Origin of the sequence: Pandoraea captiosa, from assembly GCF_902459775.1 — a bacterium.
In the GTDB taxonomy this organism is placed as follows: Bacteria; Pseudomonadota; Gammaproteobacteria; order Burkholderiales; family Burkholderiaceae; genus Pandoraea; species Pandoraea captiosa.
The window spans coordinates 229962-242540 of the sequence record NZ_CABPSQ010000003.1 but is presented as its reverse complement, the minus strand read 5'-3'; the positions used below and the strand labels follow the sequence as shown (position 1 = coordinate 242540).

10 protein-coding genes and 2 tRNA genes are annotated in these 12579 nt (G+C 62.6%); 6 read left to right on the top strand and 6 right to left on the bottom strand.

Features of this window, described 5'->3' with window-relative positions; all coding sequences use genetic code 11:
- Nucleotides 1–1111: 1111 nt before the first annotated feature.
- The gene (gene oxlT, locus PCA31118_RS11655) at nt 1112–2437 is read left to right on the top strand and encodes an oxalate/formate MFS antiporter (protein WP_150625380.1); all 1326 of its coding nucleotides are present in this window, start codon (nt 1112–1114) and stop codon (nt 2435–2437) included.
- Nucleotides 2438–2622: 185 nt separating this feature from the next.
- On the opposite strand, the gene PCA31118_RS11650 is transcribed toward oxlT, so the two are convergent.
- From PCA31118_RS11650 to fdxA, 3 genes are all read right to left on the bottom strand, one after another.
- Nucleotides 2623–2698, bottom strand: a tRNA-Asn gene (locus tag PCA31118_RS11650).
- An 86-nt stretch (nt 2699–2784) separates the two neighbouring features.
- Nucleotides 2785–2860, bottom strand: a tRNA-Asn gene (locus PCA31118_RS11645).
- Between the two features lie 128 nt (nt 2861–2988).
- Nucleotides 2989–3312 (bottom strand): ferredoxin FdxA, encoded by a 324-nt coding sequence (fdxA, locus tag PCA31118_RS11640; RefSeq protein WP_150625379.1) that lies wholly within the window; start codon nt 3310–3312, stop codon nt 2989–2991.
- A 293-nt stretch (nt 3313–3605) separates the two neighbouring features.
- Between fdxA and pncB the strand changes: the two genes are divergently transcribed.
- The 5 genes from pncB (at nt 3606) to PCA31118_RS11615 (ending at nt 10043) form a co-directional block, all read left to right on the top strand.
- Nucleotides 3606–4799, top strand: coding sequence for a nicotinate phosphoribosyltransferase (gene pncB / locus PCA31118_RS11635; RefSeq protein WP_150625378.1), 1194 nt, complete (start codon nt 3606–3608; stop codon nt 4797–4799).
- 239 nt (nt 4800–5038) lie between these two features.
- A complete protein-coding gene (locus PCA31118_RS11630) occupies nt 5039–5701 on the top strand; it encodes a LutC/YkgG family protein (protein ID WP_150625377.1) in 663 nt (220 codons plus the stop codon).
- 297 nt (nt 5702–5998) lie between these two features.
- On the top strand, nt 5999–7417 hold the full coding sequence (locus PCA31118_RS11625) for a sodium:proton antiporter (protein WP_150625376.1): 1419 nt from the start codon (nt 5999–6001) through the stop codon (nt 7415–7417).
- 38 nt (nt 7418–7455) lie between these two features.
- Complete coding sequence (locus PCA31118_RS11620; RefSeq protein ID WP_246190215.1) at nt 7456–8448, top strand: 2-hydroxyacid dehydrogenase; 993 nt, start codon at nt 7456–7458, stop codon at nt 8446–8448.
- 131 nt (nt 8449–8579) lie between these two features.
- On the top strand, nt 8580–10043 hold the full coding sequence (locus PCA31118_RS11615) for a DNA recombination protein RmuC (RefSeq protein WP_150625374.1): 1464 nt from the start codon (nt 8580–8582) through the stop codon (nt 10041–10043).
- Nucleotides 10044–10165: 122 nt separating this feature from the next.
- Here PCA31118_RS11615 and PCA31118_RS11610 read toward each other — a convergent pair whose 3' ends face one another.
- The 3 genes from PCA31118_RS11610 to moeA all read right to left on the bottom strand — a co-directional run bounded on the left by PCA31118_RS11610 (nt 10166) and on the right by moeA (nt 12450).
- On the bottom strand, nt 10166–10654 hold the full coding sequence (locus PCA31118_RS11610; protein ID WP_150625373.1) for a GNAT family N-acetyltransferase: 489 nt from the start codon (nt 10652–10654) through the stop codon (nt 10166–10168).
- Between the two features lie 93 nt (nt 10655–10747).
- The gene (locus tag PCA31118_RS11605; RefSeq protein ID WP_047905858.1) at nt 10748–11032 is read right to left on the bottom strand and encodes a hypothetical protein; all 285 of its coding nucleotides are present in this window, start codon (nt 11030–11032) and stop codon (nt 10748–10750) included.
- Nucleotides 11033–11166: 134 nt separating this feature from the next.
- Nucleotides 11167–12450: a molybdopterin molybdotransferase MoeA gene (gene moeA / locus PCA31118_RS11600; protein ID WP_150625372.1), complete on the bottom strand. Its 1284-nt coding sequence runs from the start codon at nt 12448–12450 to the stop codon at nt 11167–11169.
- Between the last annotated feature and the right edge of the window lie 129 nt (nt 12451–12579).

Genomic DNA, 12579 nt, shown 5'->3' with positions numbered 1-12579 from the left:
CAGGTGGCTCTCAGGCGGCTTCTCCCCAGTTTCTTCCGATTTTTCCTGTCTGATTCTTGCGGCAACAGTCCCACGAGAGTCCGGGGACAATCCCGGACCACCCCATGACGGAAGCCCTCGCTCGGAGGGCGGACAAGACCCGTCAAACTCTCATCGTTTTCCCTGACCTCGGTACCCGGTGGCATTCATCTGCCGGGGGCAGCCCGACTGTCGATCTGAAGCATCGCCCCTCGCAACGGCGCGGTCTGTCTCGGTTTGCCGGTTATCGAGCGCTTACCTCCGGGGCATTTCAAGCGACGCCTCCGGGGCCGGCCTGACACGTTCGACACGCCCCTCAGGGCGCTCTCGGGTTGACAGTGCTCCGGCCATCGACTAATTTTGGAACCATAAAAAATACTTAATTCGATATATTGAATCTTGTATATCAGATTCAAAGTGTCGAAACGGCCTGTCGTGCGCCCGTGAAATCGCCGGGGGAAATTCGATGGGGTCGAGGCGGCACGGTATTCATCGGAGACATCAGTTGGGTAAGCACGCATTTTCTTTCGGGCAGTCTTCGTGCGACGTTTGTCGCGCACCGGCTGCCCTGTCGCATCCGCCTTCAGTACTCACGGAAGTCGTTCGTGTACTGGGGTGTTCCTCATCTCCCTGCTGCCAGTCGTGGGCAGGCGATCCGGCGATTACGCGTCCGCGAGGCGCGCCCGCCTGAGTGACGGGACCAGGCTTGCGATGCGATCTACGCGGTCCATCGTGATACGCCGACAACGCAAGCCGGTCCGCACTCGAATTTGCATCACCAGTCACCCTTCGGCAGTCGGCAACTTGCCGGCGTGGACTTCCCGAAAAAGTCTGCGTCGCCGCGCCGAAGTGGGGGCCGGAAGTGTCCCTTGGCACTTCCGAGAGTCAGTCAGCCGGGGCACAAGCCCTGCGAGCCTGCCGCCAGGTAGCGCTCCGCGATCAAGCGGCCACGCATGAGCCGCACGCAACGCCAGGAGGCGTGCCGTTTGCGCGAACCCCTTTGTGGGGCGCGCGGCCGCACGCGATGGCGTCGGGCACCGCACAACGAATCGCGGGCCGACGTCAATCGTCTGACAGGAACAGGAGGCAAGTCATGCAAGCAGCTGCGCAACCGGAGGAGAAGACCTCTTTTCTGGGAGGGCGCTGGTCACAACTGGTGATCGGCATTATCTGTATGGGCCTTGTGGCCAATCTGCAATATTCGTGGACGCTATTCGTCGAACCGATGGAGGCAAAGCACCATTGGGGCGTGGCGGCCATTCAGGTGGCGTTCTCGATCTTCATCGTGGTGGAAACGTGGCTGGTGCCGATCGAGGGCTGGCTCGTGGACCGGTTTGGCCCGCGTCCCGTGGTCGCGGGTGGCGCGGTTTGCGTGGGTCTGTCGTGGATCATGTATTCCTACGCCGAATCGCTGACCGTGCTGTACACGGCGGCGGTCATCGCAGGGATCGGGGCGGGTTGCGTGTACGGCACCTGCGTGGGTAATGCGTTGAAGTGGTTCCCGGACAAGCGCGGTCTTGCCGCAGGTCTCACGGCGGCGGGCTTCGGCGCCGGTGCTGCCATCACGGTGATTCCGATTGCGAACATGATTCGTTCGTCGGGTTACGAGGCCGCGTTCTTCAACTTCGGTATCGTGCAGGGCGTGGCGATCTTCATCCTCGCGCTGCTGCTGGTCAAGCCGCGTGCGCCGAAGGGCGCGACCGTGTCGCGACGCAATCTGGCGACCAAGCAGGATTACACGTCGGGTCAGATGATTCGCACACCGGTGTTCTGGGTGATCTACATCTGCTTCGTTGCCGTGGCCGCAGGCGGTCTGATGGCGACGGCGCAGATTGGCCCGATCGCGAAGGACTACGGCATTGCATCGATGCCGATGACGCTGTTCGGCGCCACGCTGCCGCTGCTGACGATGACCCTGTCGATCGACAACCTGTGCAACGGCTTTACGCGTCCGCTGTGTGGCTTCGTCTCGGACAAGATCGGCCGCGAGAATGCCATGTTCATCATCTTCCTTGGTGAAGGTGTGGCGATGCTCGGTCTGATGCACTTCGGTCAGAACCCGTACATGTTCGTGTTCTTCGCAGCGATGACCTTCCTGTGCTGGGGCGAAATCTTCTCGATTTTCCCGGCGCTGTGCGCGGACACGTTTGGCAGCAAGAATGCGGCGTCCAATGCCGGTACGCTGTACACCGCCAAGGGCACGGCAGCCTTGCTGGTGCCGCTGGCTTCGGTGCTGGCGGTCGGCGGTCACTGGGACCGTGTGTTCATTGCGGCGGCGAGCATCAGCATCGTGGCGGCTGTGGGGGCGAAGTTCGTGCTTGCCCCGATGCGTCGCCGTTGGATCGAAGCCGAGAACAGCCACAGCGCGAAGACGTCGACGAGCCCGTCGGTTGCCATCGGTGCGCCCGCGAGCGAGTGAGTCTCCAACGGTGGACGGTGAAGCAATTCGGTGGGTTTTGATGTGAACGCGGGGCGCCTGAGTGCGCCCCGCTTTCTTTGGCTTCGCTGGCTTCTTCAGTGCATTGGCAGGTGACTGCGTCGGTGCGGTGTCGTTTGCGTCGCAGAAAACAAAAAAGCCCGTCAAAGACGGGCTTTTTCGTGTTTTGGCTCCTCGACCTGGGCTCGAACCAGGGACCTACGGATTAACAGTCCGGCGCTCTACCGACTGAGCTATCGAGGATCAAACTTGGCAGTCATGCACCGCTGTCACGATGCATCGACTAAAACAAAAGCCTCGCGGGAGCGAGGCCATCGCTTCGGTATTCTTGGCTCCCCGACCTGGGCTCGAACCAGGGACCTACGGATTAACAGTCCGGCGCTCTACCAACTGAGCTATCGGGGATCAAAAGAGAAAGCGATTATAGTGGCGGTTTTTACACGCTGTCAACACTCAGAGCGCATTTTTTCTGCGTTCACAGTGCGAAAGCCGCCGGAGTCACGCTTGCGGCTCGGCGTTCGCCTCGACGCCGATTAACGCTCGAGCAGATGCAGCTTTTCCTTGACGTCCTTCCAGTCGTCGGCGTCCGGCAGCGACGGCTTCGTCTTGGTGATGCTCGGCCAGTTCGGCGAGAGTTCGGCGTTCAGTGCGATGAATTCCTGCTGGTCGCCCGGCACGTCCTCTTCGGCATAAATGGCATTCACCGGGCATTCGGCCACGCAGACCGCGCAGTCGATGCACTCGTCCGGATCGATGGACAGGAAGTTCGGGCCTTCGCGGAAGCAGTCCACGGGGCAAACGTCCACACAGTCGGTGAATTTACACTTGATGCAGCTTTCGGTGACAACGTGCGTCATGCCAACAACTCCAGAGTAGGGCGCGAAACGGCTTCGACCGGCCGTTAAAACGCGTATTGTAACGCAGCCCGCCGCCGCAGGTGCGAGAGCCGAATGGCATTGGATGCGGCACGACACATCCCCGTCGGAAGGCAGGCGCCTGCGCCGCGAATCGGGCTGCGATGTCATGCGTGACGCCGCTTTGCGGTACGATGATCGATGTTCCTGTGCGCTGCCTGGCGAATGTGCGAATGCACCCGTGCGTGGCAGCGTTCGATGCTTTCTCGTGAGTGCTCCTAGCGGAGCCTGTCGTCATGATCATCACGTCGCTGCTCGATACCGATCTCTACAAGTTCACGATGATGCAGGTGGTCCTGCATCACTTCCCCGCCGCACAGGTCGAATACCGCTTCAAGTGTCGCACCGAGGGCGTGGACCTCACGCCCTATGTCGACGAAATCCGCGACGAGATTCGTCTGCTGTGCGGCTTGCGCTTTACCGAGTCGGAACTGCACTATCTCGGCGCAATGCGCTTCATCAAGAGCGATTTCATCGACTTTCTCGACCTGTTCCATCTGAACGAGAAGTACATCACCGTGCAGCCGTCGCCCAAAGGCAATGGCGAGATCGACATCACGATACGGGGCCCGTGGCTTCACACGATTCTTTTCGAGATCCCGGTCCTTGCCATCGTCAACGAGGTGTACTTCCGCAACACGCAGCGCACCCCGGCGTATGAAGAAGGGCGACAGCGCCTGAAGGACAAGATCTGCATGCTCGCCGAGCGCGTGGACTATCGCGACTGCAAAATCGCCGATTACGGGACACGCCGCCGCTTCTCGAAGGAGTGGCACGAGGAAGTGATCCACACGCTGCGCGACGAGCTCGGCGACCAGTTCGCAGGTACGAGCAATGTCTACTACGCCTCGAAGCTCGGTTTGACACCGCTCGGCACCATGGCGCACGAATACCTTCAGGCGTGTCAGGCGCTCGGCCCGCGGCTGCGCGATTCGCAGATATTCGGCTTCGAGACATGGGCGAAGGAGTATCGCGGCGACCTGGGCATTGCGCTCTCGGACGTCTACGGCATGTCCGCCTTCCTGCGCGACTTCGATATGTACTTCTGCAAGTTGTTCGACGGGGCGCGCCACGATTCCGGCGATCCCTTCGCCTGGGGCGAACGTCTGCTGGAGCACTACGCGCAGAACCGTGTCGACGCCCACACCAAGACCATGATCTTCTCGGACGGACTCGATATTCCGAAGGTGCTGCAACTGTTCGAACGCTTTCGCGATCGCTGCAAGCTGGCGTTCGGCGTCGGCACGAACCTGACCAACGACCTCGGTTATCAGCCGCTGCAAATCGTCATCAAGATGGTGCGCTGCAACGGGCAGCCGGTGGCGAAGCTCTCGGACTCGCCGGGCAAGAACATGTGCGACGACGATGCTTATCTGGCATATCTGCGTCAAGTGTTCGAGATTGCTCCCGAGCCGGTGAAAGTGCGTTGATAGATGTCCTGATAAACGTGCGGATTAGCGTGCTGATCGGTGCACTGATGTAGGCATGCGCTACGGCGATGTCCGAGCGCAGGGGCAGACGATTCCGATAGTGCGCGAACGCGCGTCGCGCGCTCGGGGCCACCCGCTATAATTGCGCAACGCCCGCCGGACTTTGCGCCGGCGCCCTCGAGAGACGACACGTGACGACGCCGGCCGCAGACCGGCGCGTTGGCTTCACAGGACAGCTCATGGATACCTCCGACGCCCGCAATCGCATTTTTGCCCGCATTCGCAACGCGCAGCATCGTCCCGATGTGGCTCGCGCGAACGAGCAGGCAGCGGCCGAGGACTATCTCGCGCGGCACCCGCAGGGACCGCGTCCGGCCATGTCCGCCGACCTCATCGCAACGTTCATTGCCAAGGCCGAAGCGCTGTCGAGCACGATCACACGCGTGCCCGCCATGCGGGACGTGCCGGCGGCCGCGGCAACCTACCTGCAAGCCAACGCACTCACGACGCAAGCGGTCGCGTGGCCGACGCTGCGGGAGCTCGATTGGGCCAGTGCGGGATGCCAGGTGGAATTCCGCAAGCCGCATGGCGAAGACCTCGTCGGCATTACCGGCTGCTTCTGTGCCATTGCCGAGACCGGCGCGCTGATGATGATGTCGGGTCCCGAGACCTTTGCCTCCGCCACATTGCTGCCGGAAACGCACATTGCGATCGTGCCGGCCTCGCGCGTCGTGGCAGGGCATGAAGACGGCTTCGCGCTGATGCGCAGCGAGCGCGGTCAGCTCTCGCGGGCGACCAATTTCATTGCGGGCCCGTCGCGCACCGCCGATATCGAACAAACGCTGGTGCTGGGGGCGCATGGCCCCTACCGCGTCCATCTCATCATCGTCGACGGCGCCTGAGCGGCGCGGCGCGACGACAGCGATGCAACGCGCTGACGACGACGCGACGCCATAACGACGTCATAACGAAGCCACGCAAGCCACGTTGAATCGGCCCTGTCTTTCATCCGTGCGTTCCGGAGCGCGGCGGCAGGGCACGTTGCTTGCGCAAAGCGACCGGACGTCGACGGCATCGGTGTTTTCGCGAGATACATCAGATGATTTTGGGATATATCCCAAGCTGATGCTGCTATGGGCACTCCGGCGCGGATGTCGACTCGTACCCAGTCGACCATCAATCACTAGGAACCAGAAACAATGCATAAGGGGATTTTGGGAGCATCGGCTGCGGCGGGGCTCGCAGTGGCAAGCCCGGCGGCGTTCGCTGCCGGACCGGATGGCGCGCAGCTCGTCGCCTGGTGGGGTGTGCCGTTTGCCGGGTTGCTGCTCTCGATCGCGCTCGGGCCACTGCTTGCGCCCGCGTTCTGGCATCACCATTTCGGCAAGATCGCCGCGTTCTGGGGGGCTGCGTTCCTGCTGCCTTTCGCGCTGGTCTACGGCGCGGGCGCCGCATGGTATGGCGCGGTCCATGCCGTTGTCGCGGAGTACATCCCGTTCGTCGTCCTGCTAACCGCGCTTTTCACCACGGCCGGCGGCATCTGCGTTCACGGCAACCTGCGTGGCGGGCCGTGGCTCAACACCGGGCTGCTGGCGTTGGGCACCGTGCTTGCAAGCATCATGGGCACGACCGGGGCGGCCATGCTGCTGATTCGCCCGCTCATTCGCGCCAACGACAACCGCAAGCACAACGTGCATGTCGTGGTGTTCTTCATTTTCCTGGTGGCGAACGCCGGTGGCTCACTCACGCCGCTGGGCGATCCGCCGCTCTTCCTCGGCTTCCTGCAAGGGGTGGACTTCTTCTGGACGACCGCGCACATCTGGCCGGAAACGCTCTTCGTCTGTGCGGTGCTGTTGGGACTGTTCTTCCTGATCGATGCGTATTACTTTCGCCAGAAGACCGAACGTCAGATCGACGAACTGGACCCGACACCGCATGCCGCACCGTTGCGACTCGAAGGCAAGCGCAATTTCCTGTTGCTCGCCGCCGCCGTGGGGCTGGTGCTGATGAGTGGCGTCTGGAAGCCCGGCGTCGAATTCAACGTGTTCGGCACGCCGGTGGCGCTGCAGAATCTCGCGCGTGATGCGGGCCTCGTCGTCGTCACCTTGATCTCGCTGGCAATCACGCCCCGCACCGCGCGTGAGGGGAACGGCTTCAACTGGGAGCCCATGAAGGAGGTTGCGAAACTGTTCGCAGGCATCTTCCTCACGATCATTCCGGTAGTGGCCATTCTGCGCGCGGGCGAAGCGGGTGCGCTGGGCTGGGTGATTCGTCTGGTGACAGGGCCTGGCGGTGCGCCGGACAACGTGATGTACTTCTGGGCGACGGGGGTGCTCTCGTCGTTCCTCGACAACGCACCGACCTATCTGGTCTTCTTCAATACGGCAGGCGGTGACGCGGCCACGTTAATGACGACCGGCGCCGCCACGCTCGCGGCCATTTCGGCCGGGGCGGTGTTCATGGGGGCCAACACGTACATCGGCAATGCACCGAACTTCATGGTCAAGGCGATTGCGGAGCAACGCGGCATTCGCATGCCGAGCTTCTTTGGCTATATGCTGTGGTCGGGCGCGATTCTGCTGCCGCTGTTCGTTGTGATGACCCTGATATTCTTCTGAGCCGCGGCATTGCCACGCGGCCAATCTCTGCGAGACAACTGGTGAAACCGAAGATTCTGGTAGCCCGAGCCATTTTCCCGGACGTGATCGAGCGTCTGGCGCAGTATTTCGATGTCGAGCGCAACGATGCCGACACGGTATTTTCGCGCGACGAATTACGCGCTCGTCTGGCCGACAAGGTCGGTGCGATTACCACGGCGAGCGAGCGCATCGACGCCTCGGTGCTCGCCGGTGCACCGAATCTGCGTGTGGTGGCCAATATGGCGGTGGGTTACAACAACTTCGATATCGAGGCGATGACCGCGGCAGGCGTCATGGCGACGAACACGCCGGATGTGCTCAATGAGACCACGGCCGATTTCGGTTGGGCGTTGCTGATGGCGACCGCCCGTCGTATTACGGAGTCGGAGCGCTGGTTGCGCGAGGGGCACTGGGACAAGTGGGCATATGACATGTTCCTCGGCGCCGATTTGCACGGCAGCACGCTAGGCATCATCGGCATGGGACGCATCGGACAGGCGATCGCGCGTCGGGCGATCGGTTTCAACATGCGGGTGATCTATCACAATCGCTCGCGCCTGGATGCCGTCACCGAAGCCGCATGCAAAGCCAGCTACGCCGACAAGGACACGTTGCTGCGCACGGCCGATCACGTGATCCTCGTGCTGCCGTACTCGGCAGCGACACATCACACGATTGGCGCTGACGAACTCGCGCGCATGAAGCCGACGGCCACGCTCGTGAATCTGGCGCGAGGCGGCATCGTTGACGATGCGGCGCTGGCGGCGGCGCTCGCGAAGCGACAGATTGCGGCGGCCGGACTCGACGTCTTCGAAGGTGAACCGAGCGTGCACCCGGAGTTGTTGAAGGTCCCGAACGTCGTGCTCACGCCCCATATCGCGAGTGCATCGGCGGCCACCCGCCGCGGCATGGCGAGTCTCGCGGCCGACAATCTCATCGCGGCACTGGGCTTCGGTGCGGCAGCGGGCAAGCCGCCGTGTTTGCTCAATCCGGCGGCACGTCGCGCCTGAATTTTTCGGCCCGAAGGGTCGCTGACAGTGAGCGGCATTCGGGTCCGGTTTGTTGCAAGATCGGCAGGATGAAGCGTGAGTAGAACGTGAGTCAACGGGACTCAACGTGAGTCAACGGGAGTTGTAACGCGATGGTCGAGATGGTGTTGGTAGCGCTGGCTGCGCTGAATCTGTTGGTGATGATCGCGATTGCGGTGAGGGTGTGGCAACGCGGCGGCGAAGCATCGCTGCACGCCTCGATCGTCGACTCGCTCGCCCATGTCCGCGATGATTTGCTGCAGGCGGCGGATCGTAGCGAGCGGGGCCTGCGTCAGGAGTTCGCCGAGACGGCGCGTGCCGGTCGCGGGGAACAGAGCGCGCAAATGGCGCAGTTCCAGCAGACGCTCGCCGCACAAATGACGAGTGTCGCCACCGTGCAGAACAACCAGATCGACGGCTTCGCGCAACAGCTCGCCAAGCTTACCGAGTCGAACGCCGCGCAGATCGAGGCGGTGCGTCAGAGTCTGGTACAAAGCGGACAGCTAATGCGTGAGGAGCAGGCGTCGACGTTGCGCCGCTTCGGAGAGTCGCAGCATCAACAACTGACGCAACTGGCCGAGGGCAACGAGCGTCGTCTGGCGGAGGTGCGCGCCACGCTCGAACAGAAACTCAAGGACATTGAAGTCAATAACGCGACCAAGCTCGAAGAGATGCGCCGTACGGTCGATGAGAAGCTGCACGCCACGCTCGAGCAGCGTCTCGGCGAGTCCTTCAAGCTGGTCTCGGATCGACTGGAGCAGGTGCATCGCGGTCTGGGCGAGATGCAGACGCTGGCCGCCGGTGTCGGCGATCTCAAGCGTGTGCTGACCAACGTGAAGACGCGAGGTATCTGGGGGGAAGTGCAATTGCAGGCGTTGCTCGAGCAGTTGCTCACGCCGGAGCAGTTCGCGAAGAACGTCGCCACGCGCCCGGGCAGCACGGAGCGCGTGGAATTCGCCATTGCGTTGCCGGGACAAAACGGCGACAGCAACAAGCCGGTCTGGCTGCCCATCGACGCCAAGTTCCCGCGCGAAGATTACGAACGTCTGCTCGACGCACAGGAGCGCGCCGATCCGGTCGCGGTCGAGGAGGCGTCGAAGGCGTTGGAGACGCGCATCCGGCTCGAGGCGAAGACCATTGCCGACAAGTACCTTGCCCCGCCGCATACCACCGACTTCGCGCTGCTCTTCCTGCCGACCGAAGGTCTGTACGCCGAAGTGTTGCGTCGTCCGGGTCTCTCCGATCTCCTGCAACGCGAATACCGTGTAACCGTCGCCGGACCCACGACACTCACCGCATTGCTCAACAGTCTCCAGATGGGCTTCCGTACGCTGGCAATTGAGCGTCGGTCCAGCGAAGTCTGGCAGGTGCTTGGCGCCGTCAAGACTGAGTTCACCAAGTTCGGCGACGTACTCGCCAAGACGAAGTCGCAACTGGAGACGGTGACGCGATCGATCGACAAGGCCGAAGTGCGCACGCGCGCGATGGCGCGTCAGCTCAAGGCGGTGGAGGCGTTGCCCGGCGAGCAGGCCGTCGAACTGCTCGGCGTGGAGCTGGACGGCGACGAGGACGCTTAAAGCCGCCTACAGCCGCCTAAAGCCGCCTAAAGCCGCCTACAGCCGCTTAAAGCCGTTTAGCGTCGCTTGATGCTGCTTGAATCAGCCTAAGGATAAGGACGTTTGAGGACGTTTGAGCACGCTCAAGCGCCCTCAGCGTTGGCGAATCGCGTAAGCGCGTCGCCCGTCATGCGCACGACGCGCCAGTCGGGCAACACCGTTGCGCCCTGCGACGCGTAGAAGTCGATGGCCGGCTGGTTCCAGTCGAGCACCGTCCACTCGAAGCGTCCGCAGTTGCGTTCGATGGCGATGCGCGCGAGCTGGCGAAGCAGTTTCTGCCCCACGCCACGTCCGCGCATGGTCGGTTGCACGTAGACATCTTCCAGATACAGACCACGCCGACCGAGGAAGGTCGAGAAGTTGTGGAAGTACAGCGCATAGCCCACCGGCTTGCCTTCCCATACCGCCATCAAACATTCGGCCGCCGGGTGGTCCCCGAACAAGGCTTCGTGCACGCTCTCGGGCGTGGCCTCGAAAATGTCCAGCAGCTTTTCGAAGACGGCCAGTTCTCGCATCAGGCCGTGGATGGCGCCGACGTCTTCGGCGGTGGCAGCGCGCAGGATCAGGGACATGGGGGAAGGGTCTCCAAAAAAAGAAAAAGCGGCACTTCGACGGGAATGCCCCGCCGTCAGTCGCCGCCAGTGCGAGGGGGAACGGGATGCCTGTTAGTACTCTTCTTCCGGTGCGTCGCTCAGGGCGATTTCGATACCGCCGAATCTGACCGCCACCCAGTTATACAGATGGCAGGCGATCCAGAGGAGCACAAAACCCACAATGGCGTTGAGCACCAGTGCGGAGATGATCGCCAGCCCCGGCAGTTCGCCGTAGCGAATGAACGCTGCCAGGAAGGCCAGCAAAACCAGCGGAATGCTGAAGGTGAGGTAGACCAGCACCAGCGCTTTGGCCGTTTGGCCGGGACTGATGTACGTGATCTGTTTTTTTGTTGTCATTGCCGTGTGCTTTCAGTTTGTGTGGTGCCAGCGTCGTCGAAGCGCCGACGCCGGCGTTTTTTGCTGATTCGTTGCTTCGCTTTTTGGGTAAGTGCGCGGTGACGTTCCGGCCAAGGCGCTCGTGCGGTGAGTGATCAGACCAGCCCGTCGAATGCAATGACGTCGACCAACTCGCCCGCAGCGACGTCACCGCGTTTGGTGCCCAGCGTCACAAAGCAATTGGCCTCGCTCATCGTGCGCAGAATCCCGGCACTCTGCGCGTCGGCGACGGTGACCTGCCAGCGACCGTGGGCATCGGCGGCGAGAATCCCGCGAAGGAATTCGGTACGCCCGGGGCGTTTGGCAATGGCCGTCGTCGTCGGCACGGGCAAGCTCGGTGTGACCTGCGGCTCGGCGCCCATCAGCACGAACAGACCGTCGCGCACCAGATGGTAGAACGATGCCATCACGGCGGCCGGGTTGCCCGGCAGGCCAAAGAGCAAGGCGCGCTTGCCTTCGCTTTCCAGCTCACCGAAGGCGAACGGGCGGCCGGGGCGCATGGCCATTTTCCAGAACGCGACGTTGCCCAGTCGGGTCATCATCTCGCGCGTGAAATCGGCTTCGCCGACCGACACTCCCCCGGAAGTAATCACGGCATCGGCCTCGCGGCAAGCCGTACGCAAGGTGTCTTCAATGGCCTGCGGGTCATCGCGTACTACGCCCAGATCCAGCACTTCGACGCCCAGGCGCTGCAGCATGCCGAAGAGCGTGTAGCGGTTGCTGTCGTACAGATTGCCCGGCGCGAGCGGCTCACCCACCGAACGAAGTTCGTCGCCGGTCGAGAAGAAGGCAACCCGGATGCGTCGGCGCACGGGCACTTCGGCGATGCCGAGCGAGGCCAGCAAACCCAGCGCGGCCGGCCGAAGCCGCTTGCCAGCATGCAACGCCGCATGACCGGCAGCAAGGTCTTCGCCGACATGGCGGACATGCCGGCCCGGGGTCACCGCGCTCGCGTCGAACGTGACGATGTCGGCATCGCTTTCGCGCTGCACGTGTTCTTGCGGAATGACCGTGTCGCAACCGGCGGGCAGCAGCGCGCCTGTCATGATGCGTACGCACTCTCCGGCAGCGGCCACGCCGTCGAACGGGTGGCCGGCGAACGAGCGACCTGCGACACGCAGACGCACCTGGCCACCGGCGCTTAGCGCGCTGCCGGCGAATGCGTAGCCATCCATCGCCGCATTGTCGAAGGCGGGAACGTCCAACGGGGAAATGACATCGCGGCCGAGCACGCGACCCAGTGCGCTGCGCACGGCAACTTGTTCGATCGCGGACACCGGACTGGCGGTACGCGAGATGACGGCGCGTGCCGCCTCGACCGTCATATGGTCGGGGTCGTAGTCCGGCAAGCCGGCCAGGGCTTCGTTTAGTGTTGTCATCGGTGTGGCGTCGTCATCCGGCACGTATGCGGTACGGATCTCGCATGAATTCCGCATGAATCCAGCATCTATCCCGCATCTATCCCAATTAAAGCGGCGACGACGGATCGGGCCGCGTCGATGCCCGGC

Bases quoted from the DNA above. Each gene is read 5' to 3' on its own strand.
- oxlT (WP_150625380.1), top strand. From the start codon at position 1,112: ATGCAAGCAGCTGCGCAACCGGAGGAGAAGACCTCTTTTCTGGGAGGG.
- PCA31118_RS11625 (WP_150625376.1), top strand. From the start codon at position 5,999: ATGCATAAGGGGATTTTGGGAGCATCGGCTGCGGCGGGGCTCGCAGTG.
- PCA31118_RS11615 (WP_150625374.1), top strand. From the start codon at position 8,580: ATGGTCGAGATGGTGTTGGTAGCGCTGGCTGCGCTGAATCTGTTGGTG.
- moeA (WP_150625372.1), bottom strand. From the start codon at position 12,450: ATGACAACACTAAACGAAGCCCTGGCCGGCTTGCCGGACTACGACCCC.
- PCA31118_RS11630 (WP_150625377.1), top strand. From the start codon at position 5,039: ATGGATACCTCCGACGCCCGCAATCGCATTTTTGCCCGCATTCGCAAC.
- PCA31118_RS11610 (WP_150625373.1), bottom strand. From the start codon at position 10,654: ATGTCCCTGATCCTGCGCGCTGCCACCGCCGAAGACGTCGGCGCCATC.
- fdxA (WP_150625379.1), bottom strand. From the start codon at position 3,312: ATGACGCACGTTGTCACCGAAAGCTGCATCAAGTGTAAATTCACCGAC.
- pncB (WP_150625378.1), top strand. From the start codon at position 3,606: ATGATCATCACGTCGCTGCTCGATACCGATCTCTACAAGTTCACGATG.
- PCA31118_RS11605 (WP_047905858.1), bottom strand. From the start codon at position 11,032: ATGACAACAAAAAAACAGATCACGTACATCAGTCCCGGCCAAACGGCC.